This is a genomic window from Pseudoalteromonas fenneropenaei (assembly GCF_042643375.1).
Taxonomy (GTDB): domain Bacteria; phylum Pseudomonadota; class Gammaproteobacteria; order Enterobacterales; family Alteromonadaceae; genus Pseudoalteromonas; species Pseudoalteromonas fenneropenaei.
Map to the genome: position 1 here is coordinate 372,313 of NZ_JBHRSD010000011.1, position 19,427 is coordinate 391,739.

Here is a 19,427-nt window from a genome sequence, read left to right on the forward strand (position 1 = left end):
GCCTCCTTAATTGCCTTGGTTAAGTTTAAAGTCTAGTTGAACTTGGATACCAAACTGTTTCATTGGCTTACCATCTTCAACTTTCGGTCTGTACTTCCACTTACGTAACGCTCGGATTGCTTCACGGTCGAAAATACGTTTTGGTTCAGCGTCGATAACTTCTACATCTTCAACGCCACCAAGTTCGTTAATGGTGAAAGACAGTTGAACCCAACCTTCTTTACCATCACGCGCCGCTTCTACTGGGTACTTAGGCTCAATACGAACGATAGGTGTTGCATCACCATCACGACCGAATGCTCCAGGACCACTAATACCACCCGCTGTACCACCGATATTGATAGAACCCATGTTGAAGCTCAAAGCGCCAGGTGTTGGGTCTGCATTATCTGGTTGTGGCGGCTGCGGTTTAGGCGGCTGCTTAGGTGGAGGTGGCGGTGGCGGTGGTACCCGCTTACGCTCCTGCACCTCTGACTCAGGCGGATTCGTCAAAATTTCGACTACAATTTGCTCTTTACTATCTTGCGCACGGTCAGCTCCACCGGAGATTAAGTACGCCATAAAGAAGAATAAGCCGAAAGTAACTGCCCCACCTGTCAAAAGTGAAAACAGAAAACGAATCATTACTTATCTCCAGCAATTGAGATCTTAAGATTGTCGCCAGTAGCTTTAATCTGATCCATAACTTTTACAACCACACCGTGCTTAGCTTCTTTATCCGCTTGGATAATAACTGTGTCAGTTGGTTGCTCGGCTAGGATACTTTCCAAGTTCGCGCTTACACGCTCTACGTCAACTTGGCGTTTATCCATCCAGATTTCGCCATTACCGCGAATCGCGATAAATACGTTAGCGTTTTTCTGGTTCGTCGCTTGCGCAGCTTTAGGTTTGTTGACTTCAATACCTGCTTCTTTAACGAACGATGTAGTTACGATAAAGAAAATAAGCATGATGAATACGATGTCTAGCATCGGTGTCATGTCAACTGCTGCTTCCTCTGCTTCACGAAAACGTTGTTTACGTGCCATAAAATTTCTCTCTCTAGTGATGTGGCAAACTATCTACTAGTTTTTCTTTAGCAACTTTCGCTCTAGCTTCTAGACGAGTGCTGAAGAAAACACCAGATAGTGCCGCAACCATTCCAGCCATTGTTGGTATCGTCGCCATTGAGATGCCCGATGCCATCATACGTGCGTTACCTGTACCTTGTGTAGCCATAGTCTCGAAAACCGAGATCATACCTGTCACTGTACCTAGTAGCCCGATAAGAGGACAAATTGCAACTAAGGTTTTGATAATCAACATGCGCTCTTGTAATTTTTCAGACGCTTCAGAAATCCATGCTTCGCGGATTCTGTGTGCGTACCAAGACGTAGTGTCTTGGCGGGCATCCCACTTAGCGACAATTTCCTTATGCATTTTAGGAAATTCCGCTAGTAGGAACCAATAGCGCTCAATCATTAATACCCACATTAGAAAGAGTGCTATCGCGACCACGTATAATACGTTGCCGCCTGTAGCAACAAAATCCCTGATAGATTCCCAGACCTCCATCAGGACTAACATTATGCTCTCTCCTTCTCCGCGTGAGCTGCGATGATGCCAGCGCTTTGCTCATCAAGGATGTGAAGTACTGCTTTGCTGCGACCAGCTACAACTGCGTGTAGAAGGATAAGTGGTAATGCAGCGATTAGACCTAGCGCTGTAGTTACAAGTGCTAGAGAGATGTTACCAGCCATAAGCTTAGGATCACCTGTACCGAACAATGTGATTGTTTCGAACGTCATGATCATACCAACAACCGTACCTAGAAGACCTAGTAATGGTGCGATAGCAGCAAGGATCTTGATGATGTTGATACCAGCTTCGATACGTGGCGTTTCACGAAGAATCGCTTCATCAAGCTTAAGCTCAAGGTTTTCAACGTCTTGATTCTTGTTGTCATGGTAAACTTTCAAGATACGACCAAGTGGGTTGTTGGTGTTTGGCGTGTTGATGTTCTTGATTTGTGAGCCAATTTTCGCGCTTACTAGCATTAGGTCAACAAAACGGAACAGAGCAATTAAACCACCAACTACTAGCAACGCAGTAATGATGTAACCTACGTCACCACCTTGGTGCCAACGTTCTTCATTTGTCGCACGTTGCGTGTTCAAACGTAAGATAGCGCCACGAGTTGGATCAAGGTAGAAAGGTACAGCTTGACCAGCTTTTGCGTCAATCATTGAACCAACAGTTTCTAAAACATAACCATCTGGCTGTTTAGCTAGAGGTTGGATTGATTTAGTTTCTGCTGAGTAGTAAACATAACCTTCGCGAGTGATAAGGTTAAAGTTACCAACACGAGTGATTTCTTGTGACTTAACGGCACCGCTTAGTTCAGCAACTTCCGCTGTGAACTTAGATACTTTACCAGATTCAGTCATTTCAGTTTGGAACGCAATCCAAAGCTCTTCAAGTTCACGTACAGTTGGTAGCTCTTTAGCCGCCGCTAGTGAACGAAGAACTTCTGCACGGCCTGGTTTTTCAGCGCTTACGATAGACGCTTCGATAGAACCGATAGCTTCTGACGCAGAACGACGAACCACACCAAACATCTCACCTAGAGTACCTTTAGCATTTTCAAGCGCTTGCTCTTTTTCTGCTAAAGTAATTTCGTTTTGTGCGAATTGCTTCTTAAGTGCTTCACCACGTGCTTGCTCAGCAGCGAAGTCACGCTTAGCTTTGTTGAAAAGTGCTTGCTTGTCGGCTTTAGCATCAAGGAACTCTTGCTCGCGCGCTTTGTTTAGCTTGCCTTCAGAGATACGTTGTTGCTTGACTTGCTCAAGAATTTTGTCAAGTTCTTGTGTATTTGCATGTGCATTTAACGCGGCGCCTGCTGAAACAGAAAGCGCAGCTGCAATAGCAAAGCCTTTAAATAGTTTCTTCATTATTGATTACTCCGCGCCAAAGACAGGTAGTTTAACAAGATCAGGTGCCGCTTGGTTACGAGCAATACGGATCATATCTTTGATAGGCTTTAAGTATTCTTCACCTAGCGCGTCCCACTTCTTAGAAGTGTTGTTCCACACCCAAGCGTGTTTTAAATCAAATGACTGGGCTACGTAAGATACACGACCAAGACGTGCGAAATCTACGTTGATATTCTTGCCATCAATCTCAAGTGTACCTTGAGAAGCTGCGATACCTGAACCATAAGAGGTTTCAATTGTGTAAGCTTCAAGCACTTGGCGATATTTCTCAGAAGTAGTTACTTTTGAGTTAACCATTAACTCACGTAACTTTTCGATGCGGCTTAAACGAGTTTCAGTGTCAAATGGAATGTCCGCTTTGATGAATTGCTCAAGCGTATCGATCATGCGATACATCAAAGGCACAACATTCTGTTTAGTTTTGTCAACTTCACCGATTTGACGGTCGAATGACTCGATACCTGCATTTTGGTCCGCTACTAGGCGAGCAACGTGATCGTTGTACACTTTTAACAGTTCAGTTTCATCAATAGTGGCGCGGTATTCAGCTACCAACTCTTGAGTTTGACCATAAAGGTTATCGATTTTAGCTTGAGACTTAACAGCTTCCGCTTGAGTTTGTTGACCTACTTTTTGTACGTCTTTCAATGGATCTGCCATCACATTGCTGCTTGCGAATGCAAATGCGCCAACCAACGCAGTTGCAACAAGACTCTTTCTGATTTTAACAGACATAGTTCCCAACCAATTAAGTAATGTTACTTTTATAATTTTATCGCCCCTCTAGGGAGCAACCCTGATATCTTTTGGGAGATATCAACCCTCCAATAATGCTAAAAGCGCCAGCGTGTGTCAACTTCACGTGCAAAACAATTTTTGTCTAAGTTACGGTAATAAAATCAAAAAAAACATAATATTAACATTGTCATATTCTTGTATGTTACTACGCGCCCCTAAACTCGTACCTTTCGGAGAAATCTTTTACATTTTATTACATTTTTAAATGCTGTTGTAATGTAAACATTAATTATCCAAACCGTCACCTATCTCCATGTATTATATATAATTTTCTATATTATTTTTTTAATTTATGGCATATATTGCAACAAACTATATCGCCCATTTTTTAATCTGCATTGAACTATATATTAGGCACATACCTGTAATTCATCCAAATTTTTCTGCAATTTGTCGATAAATTTTGCCACATGAAGACCGTCCATCAGCGCATGATGAACATCTATTGACAAAGGGGTATGACCTGTCTCTACATCAAACCGTCCAAACACACATTTTGGGATCCCTGCGCATATGCCATCTGAGCTGGCATGACTAAATCCTGTGAAATCCAACCAAGGTAAAATCGACACATGGCTGACATCAAGACGACTTTCATTAGCGACGATGCGAGGACTAAATAACGCCTCTTGATGAGATATTTGTTTACCCTGTTGATGCTGGGCTTGAAAAGTGCTGAAGCGTTCACAAGATTCAAGGATCACAAAACGAAATGTTTCATCTTCTGCGAGAGAAACCACGCTTAAACTATTGTTTTCCATTAACACGGGCTGACCATCTAAGATCCGCAGGCGCATTGGTTCGAAGTCATTAATGGTTCGATTCAGAACGTAAAGATAAGCGCTGGTAAAAGAAATTTGCTCAGCTTTACAGCGCAAATAGAGCTGCTTCATATTTACTTTTACACATACGTTGAAGTAAGGGCGGGTGAAGGCGGCAAAAAATTTGAAGTGATCAGCACGCGGCCAATCGTTAAGATCAATAATGCGGTAATTCATAAAACACCAAAGGGCACCTCAAGTGCCCTTTAGCATACTGGTAAAGCTTAAAACTTATAAACCATTTGCGATGATTTCACGTGCAAGCTCATCAGCTATGTGATGTGTTGACTTCTGCTCTTCATCAGCACGGCGGAAAATTTCAACTAACGTGTCGTATATACCTTCAACGTGTTTCGTTGCAGCTTCTTTGCTGTAACCTTCTGGTTTTGTTTCGTAATAAACGTTGATTATACCACCTGCATTAATCACGTAATCAGGTGCATACAGCACACCTTTCTCACGTAGAATATCACCGTGACGCGATTCTTTTAGCTGATTGTTAGCGCAACCTGCGATGATCCCAGCTTTCAAACGTGGGATTGTATTGTCATTAATCGTCGCACCTAACGCACATGGCGCATACACATCTACATCTAAATCGTAAATTTCGTCGATACCAACGGCTGTCGCACCAAACTCAGTAACCACACGGTCAATGGATGCTTGGTTAATATCCGTTACGAATAACTCAGCACCGGCTTCGTGCAGGTATTTGCATAGACCATAAGCAACCGCACCTAAACCTTGCACCGCCACTTTAAGACCCTTAAGATCTTGATGACCGTGTTTGTGCTGCATTGCGGCCTTAATACCTAAAAATGTACCAAGAGCAGTGAAAGGCGATGGGTTACCGCTCTTGCCTTCCAAACCAAGTACATAATTGGTTTCTTTGTGCATCATCATCACATCATCAGTGGAGATGTTAACGTCTTCAGCTGAATAATAAGTGCCACTTAAACGCTCTAGCTGACGACCGAAGGCACGGAACAAAGCTTCTGACTTAATGGTTTTAGCATCACCAATGATCACAGATTTACCGCCACCAAAAGGTAAACGGGCTACTGCATTTTTGTAAGTCATGCCTTTTGATAAACGTAGCACGTCATAAATAGCTTCTTCGTCACTGGCATAATTCCAAAGACGACAGCCACCAACAGCTGGACCTAGTGCAGTGCTGTGGACTGCGATAATCGCCTTTAGACCAGATGCTTCGTCAGCACAGAAGACGACTTGTTCATGGTTATCAAATTCAACTTGGTTAAATACAGCCACTTTGTTGTTCTCCAAAATTATCATACCCAGTGGGGCAGCGCTGAAATTGCCGATGACTCTAACATTAAGCATGGATTACTGCTACCTACTGAGAAGATAAATCCCCCTCGGCAATAAAAATGAAATAAATAATGCAACACTACAAACAGGAAAGCATGTTTAAGCTAAATTAATAAAAATTTGCGCCAAGCATTAACTAAGAAATGTAAGCTTTAGGTCTGACTTGTTTACGTTTACGTAAACGGAGGATTGTGTGTAAGTTTTTTTGTACAAAAAAACGCGGCCTTGTAGGCCGCGCGCTCACAAAATTAACTCAATTTTGCGTCTAGTTCTTCAATTTTGGCTTTCCAAATTGCAGGACCTTGAGTGTGTGCATTAGCACCTGTGCTATCAACAGCAACGGTGACAGGCATATCTTCTACTTCAAATTCGTAAATCGCTTCCATACCTAAATCTTCGAATGCCACAACTTTGGCTTTTTTGATTGCTTTCGCCACTAAGTAAGCTGCGCCACCCACTGCCATTAAATAAACTGACTGGTGCTGACGAATTGAATCTACGGTCGCTGGGCCGCGCTCTGCTTTACCAATAGTACCGATAAGACCGGTTTCTGACAGCATCATGTCAGTAAACTTGTCCATTCGAGTAGATGTCGTCGGGCCAGCAGGACCCACCACTTCATTTCCTACTGCGTCAACTGGGCCGACGTAGTAAATAAATTTGTTGGTGAAATCCACACCTGCCGGTAAACCTTGGCCTGAACGTAGCATTTCTTGTAAACGCTTATGCGCCGCATCACGGCCAGTTAAAATTTTACCTGACAATAAGACTGTTTCGCCCATTTTCCATTCTTGAATATCCGCTTTTGTCAGCGTATCCAGATTGACACGGCGAGTGTCCGCACCGACTTCCCACGTTACTTCTGGCCAATCCTCTAATTTTGGTGCAGCCAAATTCGCAGGTCCTGAACCATCTAAAGTAAAGTGTACGTGGCGTGTTGCAGCACAGTTCGGGATCATCACCACAGGTTTTGATGCCGCATGTGTCGGAGCAGATTTAATTTTTACATCCACCACTGTGGTCAAGCCGCCTAAACCTTGAGCACCGATGCCTAGTTTGTTAGCACGCTCAAAAATTTCTAAGCGCAGCTTTTCTTCAAATGTTTCTGCGCCACGCTCGATTAGCTCATGAATATCGACAGGGTCCATTAACGCTTCTTTAGCTAGCACCGCTGCCTTTTCCGCAGTACCACCAATACCTATGCCTAGCATACCCGGTGGACACCAACCCGCGCCCATTAGAGGCAAGGTCTTTTCTACCCACTCTGCAATGTCATCTGATGGATTGAGCATTACCATTTTGGTTTTATTTTCTGAGCCACCGCCCTTAGCCGCAATCATCACTTCGACTTCAGCGCCCGGCACTAAATCTATGTGCACCACGGAAGGTGTGTTGTCTTTGGTATTTTTACGGGCCCCTGCTGGGTCTGCAACAATAGAGGCACGCAGTGGGTTGTTTGGATTGAGGTATGCACGGCGAGTACCTTCATCAACCATTTGTTGCACGGTTAAATCGGTTTTATCCCAACGTACGTCCATGCCAACTTTCACAAAACACGTTACTATCCCAGTATCTTGACACAATGGACGTTTGCCTTCGGCCGACATCCGCGAGTTAATTAAGATTTGGGCGATAGCATCTTTTGCCGCCTTACTTTGTTCTTTGTTGTAGGCTTTTTCTAATGCTTGAACAAAATCGAGAGGGTGGTAATAAGAGATGTACTGGAGTGCATCTTCAATGCTATCGATAAAGTCTTGCTGACGAATCACGCTCATAACGCTTCCTTAAATATTGGCCAAAACAAGGCACCTATTAACTGGGTGCGACAGCCAAAATCGCTTAGGGTTGAAATTCCGAGTAAGGCTAAAGCAATCGCATTGCCATTACTAGGGTAAACGGTCTAATTATGATACCCTCCTCGCCCGTTTCGAGCTAGTTTTCGGGTTGAAGTAAATGATAAATGACCAGATCCAGTGCATCCCATTAGACCTTTCGCTATCTGCTACAGCAGTTTTCAGCCATTTTGCTGAGTTGCCTTATGCCATGTTGCTCGATTCCGCAAGTACTACCCATCCCAATAGCCGCTTTGATATTATCGTGGCTTGGCCGGAGCAGCTGTTACAAGCCGAGCAAGGCAACATTATTTTGGATGGGGAGCTATGCGCGACTGGTCTTGACGTTTTAGCTGTCAAGTTAGGCGGTTATAGTTCGAATAAAGCCCCTGAACAGCTCCCCTTCAGTGGCGGTTGGGTAGGTTATATCAGTTACGATTTTGGCCGTTATTTAGAGCGTATACCTTGTAGCGCAGCAGCGGATATTCAACTGCCGGAATTGGCCTTAGGTTTATATCCCGACGCGCTGATTTACGATAAGCAACTATCAAGCTGGTTCTATGTGGCACAGCCGCATGTTAACCGCTTAGCACAATTCCAAGCTCAACTCGCTTATCAGCCCAAGCATAAGACCTTTGCTTTGACCAAAACATGGCGAGCAAATATGACTCAGCAACAATATCAAACTAAGTTCGCACAAGTGCAAGCCTACTTGAAAAGTGGCGATTGTTATCAAATTAATCTCGCACAACGTTTTAGTGCAGAATTCTCCGGCTCTCCTTGGCTTGCCTATGAAAAACTTCGCGACACTAACACTGCACCCTTTTCTGCTTACATTAATTTACCGCAAGGGCAAATTTTATCTGTGTCACCGGAGCGCTTTATTCAGGTTATTGACCGCACAGTCGAAACTAAACCAATCAAAGGTACATTGCCGCGCGGAAAAACAGCACAGGAAGACCAAGCTTTGGCTGAACAATTGCGCCTCTCAGCAAAAGATAGAGCCGAGAACGTGATGATAGTGGACTTATTACGCAACGATTTAGGTAAAGTGGCTGAACCAGGCACCGTGCAAGTGCCGTCGTTATTCGCCATCGAAAGCTTCCCTGCGGTGCATCATTTAGTAAGCACAGTGACCGCCCAATTAGCAGCGGATAAAACCGCCATTGACCAATTACTGGCGGCCTTTCCCGGTGGTTCTATCACTGGTGCGCCGAAAATTCGTGCCATGGAAATTATCGAAGAACTTGAACCGCATCGTCGCAGTGTTTATTGTGGTTCTATTGGCTATTTGAGTGCTTGTGGCAATATGGATACCTCTATAACCATCAGAACACTTATCGCGGCACAAGGTAAACTGTATTGCTGGGCTGGCGGCGGGATTGTCGCTGACTCAAATGTCGATGCGGAATATCAGGAAACCTTTCATAAAGTGAATAAAATCCTGCCCACTCTAAATTAGGGATCTGTATGCGTTTTGACGATTTCATCGCCCGATTTTTATTGACTAAACAAAGCAACTCAAAGCGCATATTTGCCAATCACCTTAAACACAGCGCAGTATTGGTGCCAATCATTAATGTCGGTGGTGAAGCCCATATATTACTATGTAAGCGCCCGACTTATCTTAAGCATCATCCCGGGCAAATCTGCTTTCCCGGCGGCAAAGTCGAGCCTGAAGACGACTCTTACCTCGCCACCGCACTACGTGAGTGTGAGGAGGAACTGGCCATACCAGCCCAATCTGTAACGATACTTGGGCAGTTAAGCCCCCGCTCGACTCCAACGGGTTTTGTTATTGCACCGATTATTGCCACCCTGCCTTGGCCGCTCGAGTTTACCCCTAACAGCAATGAAGTGGCAGCTACCTTTACCTTACCCGTTGCCACCTTGCGTGATGCCAGCCAGTGGCAATCGATGCATGTGCCAACGCGGCAACGTCTCATCGAAGTAAATGGCATGATGACCGAACAAGGTTTGCTGTGGGGAGCAACCGCGCGCATCATCCACAGGCTGCTAAAATCAATCGCTTGAAATCACCCCCAGCTAGTTACAAGGCATGTTAATAACGTTATGATGTGGCCCCGTTCATAGGCAATGTTGAGTAAAATTTATGATCAGCGCATTCGATATGTTTAGTATTGGCATTGGCCCTTCGTCGTCGCATACCGTCGGCCCAATGCGTGCATCTCGTCTGTTTGTAAAAGACCTACAAGCATCAGGTCTGTTCGATAAGCTGACCACAGTCCGAGTCGAACTGTTTGGCTCGTTAGGGCAAACAGGAATAGGCCACGGTTCTGGTAAAGCCGTTATTCTCGGTTTAGCTGGTTATGATCCAGAATCCATTGATGCTGACGCCGTACCAGACATTCTGACCAAAATCGAGCAAGAGCAAGTGATCTACTTAGATCAAAGCAAAGCGGTCGATTTTCCAAAACAAGGCGCGATTGTTTTTCACCGCCGTAAAACTTTACCTAAGCACTCAAATGCAATGGAATTACAGGCCTATATTGGTGAAGAACTCGTTCATAGCCAGATTTACTACTCTATAGGTGGTGGTTTTATTGTTCGCGACCAAGATTTCGAACAAGAAAAACAAGCGGCTCTTGATGTGCGTGAGCAAAATCCCGCACCTTATCCATTTAATAGCGCAGCTGAGCTGTTGGCCTTATGTAAAGAATCCGGTCTCAGCGTGTCATCCCTGATGATGCAAAACGAAAAGACCTTACGCAAAGAAAACGATATCAAAGACGAACTGTTCCACATTTGGCAGGTGATGAAAGCCTGTATTGAACGTGGTATTCGTACTGAAGGCATCTTGCCAGGTGGTCTCAAAGTGAAACGTCGCGCACCAAGTCTGTACTTGAAGCTCAACGTTGAAAATTCTAACGATCCACTTCGCGCTATGGACTGGGTCGACCTGTTCGCACTAGCAGTAAATGAGGAAAATGCTGCCGGTGGCCGCGTAGTAACGGCGCCGACCAACGGTGCAGCTGGGATCTTGCCTGCAGTGCTGATGTACTACCATACCTTTATTAAAGAAATCGACCGTGAAATTGCCACGCGTTACCTGCTAACAGCTGCAGCAATCGGGATTCTATACAAGAAGAACGCTTCTATCTCTGGTGCTGAAGTTGGCTGCCAAGGTGAAGTGGGTGTTGCCTGTTCAATGGCGGCCGGTGCACTGACGGAAATAATGGGCGGCAACGCTGTACAAGTAGAAAACGCGGCAGAAATCGGCATGGAACACAATTTAGGCCTGACCTGTGACCCTGTTGGTGGTTTAGTGCAAGTACCTTGTATTGAACGTAATGCAATGGGGGCGGTAAAAGCCATCAACGCGTCACGTTTAGCGCTGCGTGGCAGTGGTGAGCAAAAAGTGTCGCTCGATAAAGTCATCAAAACTATGCTTGATACCGGCAACGACATGAAGACTAAATACAAAGAGACCGCTCGTGGCGGCCTAGCGGTAAATATTATCGAGTGTTAGTACAAACCACACTCACACTACGCTGAGTTGTAGCCTAGCGTTTTTACTCTTAACGATAAAACGCTATACCGACAAAAAGCTGGCATTGCCAGCTTTTATCTTACTGGCAATTTAATATCTTTAAACAGCTCATCGACGTCTTCTTGGCTACGCATTAAACTCGCGCGCTCCACTCGTTCTTTAGTTAAATGAGGGGCAAAACGCTCAATAAAATCATACATATAGCCGCGCAAGAAGCTCCCTTTACGGAAGCCAATTTTAGTGGTGCTGGCTTCAAATAAGTGGCTGGCGTCAATACAGACCAAATCGCTATCTACGGTTTTATCAACCGCCATAGTGGCCAACACACCCACCCCTAGACCTAAACGTACATAAGTTTTAATTACGTCAGCATCGGTGGCAGTGAACACTATATGTGGTTCTAATCCATGAGCGTTAAAGGCTTTATCCAGCTCAGAGCGACCAGTAAAACCAAACACATAGGTGATAATTGGATAACGCGCGACATCGGGCACCGTGAGATTGCCGGCCTTTTTTGCCAGTGGGTGATCTTTAGTCACCACTATGCTGCGATTCCAATGGTAACAAGGCAACATGATTAAATCACTATACAAATGTAGCGCTTCGGTCGCGATGGCGAAATCGGCATCACCGCGAGCTGCAGCGTCAGAGATCTGCTGTGGCGTGCCTTGGTGCATATGCAGCGACACTTTTGGGTACTTATTCATAAACCCTTTGATCACCGTCGGCAAGGCATAGCGAGCTTGCGTATGAGTCGTCGCGATATTGAGTTTACCTTGATCTGGCAACGTATGCTCATTGGCTACTGACTTAATGCTTTCGACTTTAGACAAAATTTGTCTAGCAATATTAATGATTTCATTGCCAGCAGGGGTAACGTGGGTTAAATGCTTACCACTGCGGCCAAAAATTTGCACACCGAGTTCATCCTCAAGCATACGCACTTGCTTGGAGATCCCCGGCTGCGAAGTATATAGACTCTCTGCCGTTGCAGAGACGTTGAGATTGTGGTTCAATACTTCAACTATGTATCTAAGTTGTTGTAATTTCATAGTTTAATTCTTATTAATTATTGCTATGGCAAAGTATGGCACAGAAAGTCAGCACAAATCCGCAAAGCGTCTCACACCCGTTAAGTCATGCACTGACGCATGGAGGTCAGCAGCTTGCTCACTGTCGTGTTAGCATTTGTCCCGATGCTCTAGGCTAGCATAAAACATTATTGACAGATAGCCAGTTGATTATCCAAATGCTGTGAAATAACAACATTGCACTATAATAAAAAATGATGAATTGCTTTGAATTTTACCCTGTTTGGTCTTAATCCTATCCACATTAAGCCTAATTCATGTAAGATAAAAAACAATGCGCGAAAATGTTAACAAAGAGATTGGACTATGGTTGTTACGGTTATCATTATACTGATTGTTGCACTTATTGTGATTGCGGTATGGGTCAGTGCCGTACAGCAACATAAAGAGAAGCAAGAAGCAGAACGTCGCAAAGAGTTAGCAAGACAGAAAAAAATCATTGAAGAATCCGAAGACGTGATTTTAAACGCCTGTAATATTCCCATGTCCGATACCATTATTCGTATCATCCAACGCCGTGTTTGTGATGCTTTAGCGGTTATGGTTGAACTCTCCCCAACTTCACGTGAACTAAAAAACCGCCTCCACGAGTCTAAGGAACGTATCAACGCGAACATTGAAAACGCCGATGCTGAACGTTTGGTGATGCCAGATAATGACAAACAAATCGTCGCTTTAGTGCAAGGGATCAAAAAACTGCGTCAAGTTCTGCGTTCAGAGCATAGCAAAGGCAAAATCGACACTCAGGTATTTGTCAGTGAAGACAAAAAGCTAGAGAAATTACAGCTCAGAATTAACGTTGAATCACAAATTAAACGTGGCCGCTCTGCTCGTGCTGCCAATATGATAGGCTCAGCCCGGCAATATTTTGAAAAAGCCTACGCGACCATTTGTACTGTGACTTATTCTGATGAGTACGTAACAGAGAAAAAACAAGAACTCGAAAAGCTGTTAGAAGAAATAAGTACTGAGCTGAAAGCCTCAAACGCTTCGTCAGTTAAGAAACGGGCTGAAAAAGAACGCGATGACTTAGACGTGTTATTCGCACCAAAGAAAAAGTGGTAAATACCACTTTTTCTTTGTCAGCGCGCTACATCGTAAGCGCAAATTTGATAATAAACAACACCGTCAATACCCACACACTGATGCTGATATCGGCGCTGCGCTTACACAGCACTTTGACCGCTGTATAAGCAATAAAACCTAACGCGATACCATGGGCAATTGAAAACGTCAGCGGCGTCATCAAAAGCACAACACTCACTGGAATGGCGTCTGTCATATCATCCCAATTCACAAACTTAAGATTCTGTAACATCAGCACTGCGACATATAAAATCGCCCCCGCCGTTGCGTACGCTGGCACCATATACGCCAGTGGCACAAAGAACATCATCGCAAGGAAGCACAGACCCACGACCACCGCCGTTAAACCCGTTTTACCACCCACCGAAACACCCGCAACTGATTCAATATAAGAAGTAGTCGTTGAAGTACCAAGCGCAGCACCTGCAATCGTTGCTGTACTATCAGCGGATAATGCGCGTCCTAAACGTGGCATATGACCTTGGCTATCAGCAAGGCCGGCCTTTTGCGACACAGCCACCAAAGTGCCCGAGGTATCAAACAAATCGACAAATAAAAACGCAAACACCACACTCAACATTGAAATCTCAAAGGCTGCGGCTATATCCATTTGCATAAAAGTAGGGGCAATCGACGGTGGCATTGCAAAAAAGCCATGGTAGTCCACTAAGCCCAGTCCCCAAGCAATCGCTGTCACGAGAAAAATGCTGATCAGTACACCACTTTTCACATCGCGGAACATCAAACCTGCAATGACAAAAAAGCTGATTATCGCAAGTAATGGACCTGCTTCAGTGATGTTCCCCAACTGCACAAACGTTGCTGGACTTGAAACAATAATGCCGGCATTTTTTAGCGCGATTAATGCCAAAAATGCGCCAATCCCAGTCGCAATAGCCTGTTTTAGTACTAGCGGAATGGCTTGAATCACCCATTCACGGACTTTAAAAAGACTTAATACCAAGAACAAGCAGCCAGATAGGAATACTGCCCCCAAAGCCGCTTGCCAAGTATGACCCATACCGAGTACCACACCATAAGTGAAAAACGCATTGAGACCCATACCTGGTGCCAACGCTAATGGATAATTTGCCCAAAACCCCATAATGAAACAACCAATGGCTGCAGCCAAGCAAGTTGCAACAAAAGCGGCACCATGATCCATTCCTGCTTCAGCTAACATCGCAGGATTCACAAATACGATGTAAACCATAGTGACAAAAGTCGTTAAACCAGCAATCACTTCACGTTTAGGAGTCGACCCTTGCGCTGTGATAGAGAAAATTCGTTCGAGCATAGGAGTTTGCGTTAAAAAGTGGAACAAGTGCTTGGATTTTAACACGAATCGCAATATAAAGAGGACAAAATAAGCAGTTTTCGACTAAACTAAGGCAACAAACCGTTGTTGAGTAGCACCATGGCACAGAATCCTTTCCAGCAAAATGATAGCGTCGATTTAGAGCAACAATTAAATAATGTCCTCACTTTCGTTGTTGGTGGCGTTGTTGAAGGAGCTAACGAAACACAATTCAACCCAGATGATGCTTTGCAAAAAGGCCTACTCTACCTCAAAGATCAGGATTTTCCGTTAGCCGCGAAATGGCTACGTAATGCCGCTTTAGATGGCGATAGTAAAGCGCAGTTTTATATGGGTTTACTCTTTATGAAAGGCCAAGGTGTACCACAAAGCGTGTACCACGCTGCAGCTTGGTTGTCGCTGGCTAAAAGCCAAGGTTTTAGTACGGCTACACCGGTACTGGATGATATTCGTAAATACCTAACTACACGCCGTTTTAAAGAAGCAGAATGTTACGCCGCCACCTTATATGAACAAATTCATCAACTGCATTACTTTCAGCAAGTAAAGAAATAGATTAATACTATCAAATGGTTAACTTTAACCTCGACGGAAAAGGCAAAAAATCGCTCAAAAAATAGAAAATTTAGCTTGCCAGTGATTACTGTATGAACTACTGTATATGAATACTGTATATAAACCCAGTGAGTAGAACATGCTGCAATCAATTTCTGTAACACGTATTAAAAGCTATAACGCCGCATCAGAACCTGTGGTGCAGGTTATTCATACTGAAGACGAAATTTCTGCTAGTTTAGAGTTGTTAAAAGTGCTGCATAGCTGCAACCAAAAACAAGGTTGGACTTTGCTTATCGCCCCAGACAACGTACCAAACAAAGCCATGTTGCAGTCATGCTCGATTGATTCCAGCAAATTACTGGTGATCCGACAAAAGCATTTGGTAAACTTACCTTATGTACTTAACTCAGCGTTGCACAATGGTAATTTCGCAGCTGTGATCACTTGGACTGATATTGTTTCACCAAGCCAGTTAGATGCCCTTGCGCTTACGACTCAGTCTAAAGCTCAGCTCTATTGCTTTACACGGACTCGACATACAGCAACGCCTGACTCCTTACTGATGTGTTAATATGACTTGTTACTGTGGTAACGACCTCAGCTATGCAAATTGCTGTGAGCCGTTTCATCTTTATCACCAAACTCCAGCGCAGGCACTGCAATTAATGCGCTCTCGGTATAGCGCTTATGTGCTAAAAAATGCTGCTTATATTCTTGATACCTATGGTATTGAGGAGCAAAAAGAGCATACCGAAGCGGATATTTTAGCGTTTGCCAACGCAGTTGAATTTATCCGTTTGCAAATTGTTACTGCGGACCAACCCGATGTGGTTGAGTTTAAAGCGTTTTATTTAGCTGAAAATAAACTGGGTGTGGTACACGAGCGTTCAACTTTTGCCTTGGAAGGCACGCGTTGGAAGTACATAACTGGTGAATTGTTTGCACATCCTGAACAAAAAGTATCTCGAAATGACCCTTGCCCTTGCTTAAGTGGTAAAAAATTTAAACAATGCCATTTGCGCTAAATCTAAGACGTTATTTTTTATTTATTGCTATGCGGTTGTTGTCATCTGCTTGTATAAGCTGATTTGAGCCGCGAGTTGTCAATAGGTCACGTCAAAGCGTGTTTTTATTGATTGGGCCGAGTGCTTAATTGAGGTTTTTACAATGTGCATGCAGCAACACAAGAGTATTGTGCTGAGTAAACGCTGCTCTTTCTCAATATATCAAGACTGCTTCGCAGCAAGATGAATTAATACTCGGTCTATTTGAAGCCAGAGCGATATTGGCTCAGTTTACTCGCCTCAATCACTTAGCAAACCTATGCTCATGGTGAGTCACTTATTTGCCACCAAACTTCAAGTAGTTTGGCTATATATTTAGGCAGACACCTGCAACATGCTTTGCGGTTTTCCAGAGGCGAGTTGATCATAAAACGCGGCCGCATCAATTGGCAGCTCGTTTGCCAATTGCTTAATGCCCTGCAATTTACGTCTTACCGCTGGCTCACAGTTATCAACGATATGCAACGGAATATGTTTTTTATCGTTACGTATGGTTAAAGGCTCTGGTTGTAAGCAATCTTTTAAACGAAATGCCGCCATACCAAAATTTTGCACCACAAAAGCATCTTCCTCTGCAACTAACATGTCAAAGGTTTCTGGGGCTAACGCGCGTTGCGGACCAATTTGTAATTCTTTTCGTAACTGTTCTTCACTGCGCTCTGGCGCTTGTTGCACTGATTGCGGAAGATGAAACTGTGCAAAATCCAATGCATCTTGAGAAAGCATGGCCAACAACAAACCAAATTCGCCTCGGTCACCAAAGTGCACCGATTCATTGAGTTTGCTATCAAGCTGACTCTCTCTGAGTAATATTCCATCAATTTGCATTATAAATAACCGATATTCGCAAGTTCTAGAAATTTATCGGCATAATTTCAAAATTCTTTAGTTTTTTTCTTTACTTAAAAATTCATTTTGCTATTATCAGCGCCGTTGCTGAGGAGGGGTTCCCGAGCGGCCAAAGGGATCAGACTGTAAATCTGACGGCACTGCCTTCGATGGTTCGAATCCGTCCCCCTCCACCAACATCCTTTCAGCGACACACAATTTGTGGAGGGGTTCCCGAGCGGCCAAAGGGATCAGACTGTAAATCTGACGGCACTGCCTTCGATGGTTCGAATCCGTCCCCCTCCACCACCCCCCTCTCTGAGGGGATAACCCAGTCAAGAAAAGTCACTCTCTCTTTTTAAATCAACAAGATTATCACTCTAAAAAATAACGTGCACTTATCTCTTCTCTATGACTTTGCAAATGCAGTTTCTACATAAAAACTTAGTGCAACTCAATATTCGCGTTAAATATCAAATAGCCACACCGCCTATTAAAACTGCTTGGCTAATTGCCTAATTTGTACTTTTGCCGCCGAATAGGCTGGAAAATAGCGCGCAACTAACAACCAAAAAGCCGGGCTGTGATTCAGATGCTGGCGATGCGCCAACTCATGCACAATCACGTAATCAATACATTCTTGAGGTAAACTTGCAAGCAGTAAGTTAAAGGTTAAGCGCCCTTTACTATCACAACTTCCCCAGCGGCTTTTATACCATCGTACTTTTACGCTGGTAACATTCATCCCCATCTGCGCTTGCCAATAAGCTAATCGTGCCATCAACCATGGCTGCAACTGCGCCTGCAAGAAACGATGCTTTGCCAACATCCACTGCTCTGGCTCACCTTGTAGCGTTATCACCTTGCGCTCGTCATCAATACAGTCATGGCCATCAGCAACTATCTGCAGTTGATATACTTCGCCAAATAACCACAAAGTCCGCTGTTTTGTTTCTTGCTCTGCAATACTTTGCGCCTGACTTTGCGCTTGATATTTCATTACCCACTGAGTTTTACTGGCAAGCCATTCGTTCAACCAAGAATGCGAGATAGTACTGGGCGCATAGACCCAAACTGTGCCTTGCTTAATTTTAATCGCAACGGTTTTACGCTTTTTACTCAGCCGCAGTTGGTAAGGAAATGACATAACTACTTCCAAAAATCAGACCTTTACTATTCTACCTGAGAAATTTACTGCTAACCTTATAGATATTGTCACTTTGTGGAAAGCACCTATGGAAAGTAAACCACTCTGTCGCTACTGTTCTCCCGATGGCCATACATGCACTGAAATCGATATGGGCTCAGGCTTTTGTTTCTGGCATGACAATAAATTTGATAAAAGTGGCTTAGAGCTCGCTCACAAGCTAGAACGCTATGCTAAGCGGGGCGGACTGCTGCAGGGCTTAGAGCTGAAAAGAGCCAACCTAGAAGGCCTCAATCTAATCAATCTTGAACAAAACTCAGGGTACGACCTTTCCTACTCCAATTTTTATCGCGCAAATTTACGTGGTGCGCATTTGTTTAATAATGCCATTTGCCATGCGTCGCTAATGAAAGCAGATTTACGCGAAGCAAACCTACACTGCACCGATCTGCGTAATACCAATTTACTTGGTATTAAACTTGATAACACACGGATTGATAACATTAATTTAGGTGACGCTTTGGCACAAGAGCAGCAAGCCAAAGACGCCCGAAGTAAAGGTAACCAAGAGGAAGCGCTGGATTATTATCAGCAATCGGAAGAAATTTATCGTATTTTGCGCAAGGGAGCAGAGCAACAAGGTTTGTTCCAAATGGCAGGGACATATTTGTATCGCGAGCTGCAAATGCGTCACCAGCAATACCCGCGCGGCTCTAAACGCTGGTTGTTTTCAAGTTTCAGTGATTTCTTTTGTGGTTATGGCGAAAAGCCAGAAAACGTGATCCGCTTTTCTCTTGGGATGATCTTTATCTGCGCCATTTGTTATTTTTTCTTGGGTGTCAGTTTCCAAGATCAACTATTAGTGTTTAACGCTAAGGCGAGTTGGCAAGATAACCTCTCGGCGCTTTTAAACAGCTGCTATTTCAGCGTAGTGACTTTTACCACTTTAGGATATGGCGATATTACACCTGTTGGCGTGTCTCGCTTTGTCGCGGCTTTAGAGGCCTTTACTGGCAGCTTCACTCTCGCCCTATTTGTGGTGGTGTTCGTCAAACGCATGACGCGCTGA

The 19,427-nt window shown here is 44.2% G+C and carries 20 protein-coding genes and 2 tRNA genes; 10 read left to right on the forward strand and 12 right to left on the reverse strand.

The features are described from left to right. Positions 1–6 precede the first annotated feature (6 nt). The 8 genes from ACFOEE_RS07430 to ACFOEE_RS07465 form a co-directional block, all read right to left on the reverse strand. Entirely contained in the window at positions 7–624 is a 618-nt protein-coding gene (locus ACFOEE_RS07430; protein ID WP_377122742.1) for an energy transducer TonB, read from the reverse strand. Then, positions 624–1,028 carry an ExbD/TolR family protein gene (locus ACFOEE_RS07435; RefSeq protein ID WP_377122744.1) on the reverse strand — a complete coding sequence of 135 codons (405 nt, stop codon included), beginning with the start codon at positions 1,026–1,028 and terminating at the stop codon, positions 624–626. Before ACFOEE_RS07435 ends, ACFOEE_RS07430 begins: the two co-directional genes overlap by 1 nt. Before the next feature lie 13 nt (positions 1,029–1,041). Beyond that, complete coding sequence (locus ACFOEE_RS07440) at positions 1,042–1,566, reverse strand: MotA/TolQ/ExbB proton channel family protein (protein WP_377122746.1); 525 nt, start codon at positions 1,564–1,566, stop codon at positions 1,042–1,044. Next, positions 1,566–2,930 carry a MotA/TolQ/ExbB proton channel family protein gene (locus ACFOEE_RS07445; RefSeq protein WP_377122748.1) on the reverse strand — a complete coding sequence of 455 codons (1,365 nt, stop codon included), beginning with the start codon at positions 2,928–2,930 and terminating at the stop codon, positions 1,566–1,568. Before ACFOEE_RS07445 ends, ACFOEE_RS07440 begins: the two co-directional genes overlap by 1 nt. A 6-nt stretch (positions 2,931–2,936) precedes the next feature. Further along, on the reverse strand, positions 2,937–3,707 hold the full coding sequence (locus ACFOEE_RS07450) for a DUF3450 domain-containing protein (protein WP_377122750.1): 771 nt from the start codon (positions 3,705–3,707) through the stop codon (positions 2,937–2,939). A 413-nt stretch (positions 3,708–4,120) separates the two neighbouring features. After that, the gene (locus ACFOEE_RS07455; RefSeq protein WP_377122752.1) at positions 4,121–4,768 is read right to left on the reverse strand and encodes a CatA-like O-acetyltransferase; all 648 of its coding nucleotides are present in this window, start codon (positions 4,766–4,768) and stop codon (positions 4,121–4,123) included. Between the two features lie 54 nt (positions 4,769–4,822). Beyond that, entirely contained in the window at positions 4,823–5,863 is a 1,041-nt protein-coding gene (locus tag ACFOEE_RS07460) for a Leu/Phe/Val dehydrogenase (protein WP_377122943.1), read from the reverse strand. Between the two features lie 308 nt (positions 5,864–6,171). After that, a complete protein-coding gene (locus tag ACFOEE_RS07465) occupies positions 6,172–7,698 on the reverse strand; it encodes a fumarate hydratase (RefSeq protein ID WP_377122754.1) in 1,527 nt (508 codons plus the stop codon). A 178-nt stretch (positions 7,699–7,876) separates the two neighbouring features. Between ACFOEE_RS07465 and pabB the strand changes: the two genes are divergently transcribed. From pabB to ACFOEE_RS07480, 3 genes are all read left to right on the forward strand, one after another. Then, positions 7,877–9,217, forward strand: coding sequence for an aminodeoxychorismate synthase component I (pabB, locus tag ACFOEE_RS07470; protein ID WP_377122756.1), 1,341 nt, complete (start codon positions 7,877–7,879; stop codon positions 9,215–9,217). An 8-nt stretch (positions 9,218–9,225) separates the two neighbouring features. Next, complete coding sequence (locus tag ACFOEE_RS07475) at positions 9,226–9,789, forward strand: CoA pyrophosphatase (protein ID WP_377122758.1); 564 nt, start codon at positions 9,226–9,228, stop codon at positions 9,787–9,789. A 79-nt stretch (positions 9,790–9,868) separates the two neighbouring features. Then, positions 9,869–11,245, forward strand: a complete 1,377-nt coding sequence (locus tag ACFOEE_RS07480) for an L-serine ammonia-lyase (RefSeq protein WP_377122760.1) — start codon at positions 9,869–9,871, stop codon at positions 11,243–11,245. A 95-nt stretch (positions 11,246–11,340) separates the two neighbouring features. Here ACFOEE_RS07480 and cysB read toward each other — a convergent pair whose 3' ends face one another. After that, positions 11,341–12,318, reverse strand: a complete 978-nt coding sequence (cysB, locus tag ACFOEE_RS07485; RefSeq protein WP_377122762.1) for an HTH-type transcriptional regulator CysB — start codon at positions 12,316–12,318, stop codon at positions 11,341–11,343. Between the two features lie 345 nt (positions 12,319–12,663). On the opposite strand from cysB, the gene ACFOEE_RS07490 reads away from it, so the two are divergent. Beyond that, positions 12,664–13,422, forward strand: a complete 759-nt coding sequence (locus ACFOEE_RS07490; protein ID WP_377122764.1) for a hypothetical protein — start codon at positions 12,664–12,666, stop codon at positions 13,420–13,422. Positions 13,423–13,447: 25 nt separating this feature from the next. Here ACFOEE_RS07490 and ACFOEE_RS07495 read toward each other — a convergent pair whose 3' ends face one another. Beyond that, positions 13,448–14,740, reverse strand: coding sequence for an NCS2 family permease (locus ACFOEE_RS07495; RefSeq protein WP_377122766.1), 1,293 nt, complete (start codon positions 14,738–14,740; stop codon positions 13,448–13,450). A 120-nt stretch (positions 14,741–14,860) separates the two neighbouring features. Here ACFOEE_RS07495 and ACFOEE_RS07500 point away from each other — a divergent pair, with 120 nt between their 5' ends. The 3 genes from ACFOEE_RS07500 (at position 14,861) to ACFOEE_RS07510 (ending at position 16,344) form a co-directional block, all read left to right on the forward strand. After that, positions 14,861–15,316: a tetratricopeptide repeat protein gene (locus tag ACFOEE_RS07500; RefSeq protein ID WP_377122768.1), complete on the forward strand. Its 456-nt coding sequence runs from the start codon at positions 14,861–14,863 to the stop codon at positions 15,314–15,316. Between the two features lie 139 nt (positions 15,317–15,455). Further along, the gene (locus ACFOEE_RS07505; protein ID WP_377122770.1) at positions 15,456–15,890 is read left to right on the forward strand and encodes a SulA-like leucine-rich domain-containing protein; all 435 of its coding nucleotides are present in this window, start codon (positions 15,456–15,458) and stop codon (positions 15,888–15,890) included. Between the two features lies 1 nt (position 15,891). Beyond that, entirely contained in the window at positions 15,892–16,344 is a 453-nt protein-coding gene (locus tag ACFOEE_RS07510; protein ID WP_377122772.1) for a YchJ family protein, read from the forward strand. 354 nt (positions 16,345–16,698) lie between these two features. On the opposite strand, the gene ACFOEE_RS07515 is transcribed toward ACFOEE_RS07510, so the two are convergent. Beyond that, positions 16,699–17,211: a VC2046/SO_2500 family protein gene (locus tag ACFOEE_RS07515; protein WP_377122774.1), complete on the reverse strand. Its 513-nt coding sequence runs from the start codon at positions 17,209–17,211 to the stop codon at positions 16,699–16,701. A gap of 112 nt (positions 17,212–17,323) precedes the next feature. On the opposite strand from ACFOEE_RS07515, the gene ACFOEE_RS07520 reads away from it, so the two are divergent. Further along, a tRNA-Tyr gene (locus ACFOEE_RS07520) sits at positions 17,324–17,408 on the forward strand. A gap of 27 nt (positions 17,409–17,435) precedes the next feature. After that, positions 17,436–17,520, forward strand: a tRNA-Tyr gene (locus ACFOEE_RS07525). A gap of 184 nt (positions 17,521–17,704) precedes the next feature. Here the strand turns inward: ACFOEE_RS07525 and ACFOEE_RS07530 are convergent. Next, positions 17,705–18,358, reverse strand: coding sequence for a M48 family metallopeptidase (locus ACFOEE_RS07530; protein WP_377122776.1), 654 nt, complete (start codon positions 18,356–18,358; stop codon positions 17,705–17,707). Between the two features lie 88 nt (positions 18,359–18,446). Between ACFOEE_RS07530 and ACFOEE_RS07535 the strand changes: the two genes are divergently transcribed. Then, entirely contained in the window at positions 18,447–19,427 is a 981-nt protein-coding gene (locus tag ACFOEE_RS07535; RefSeq protein ID WP_377122778.1) for an ion channel, read from the forward strand.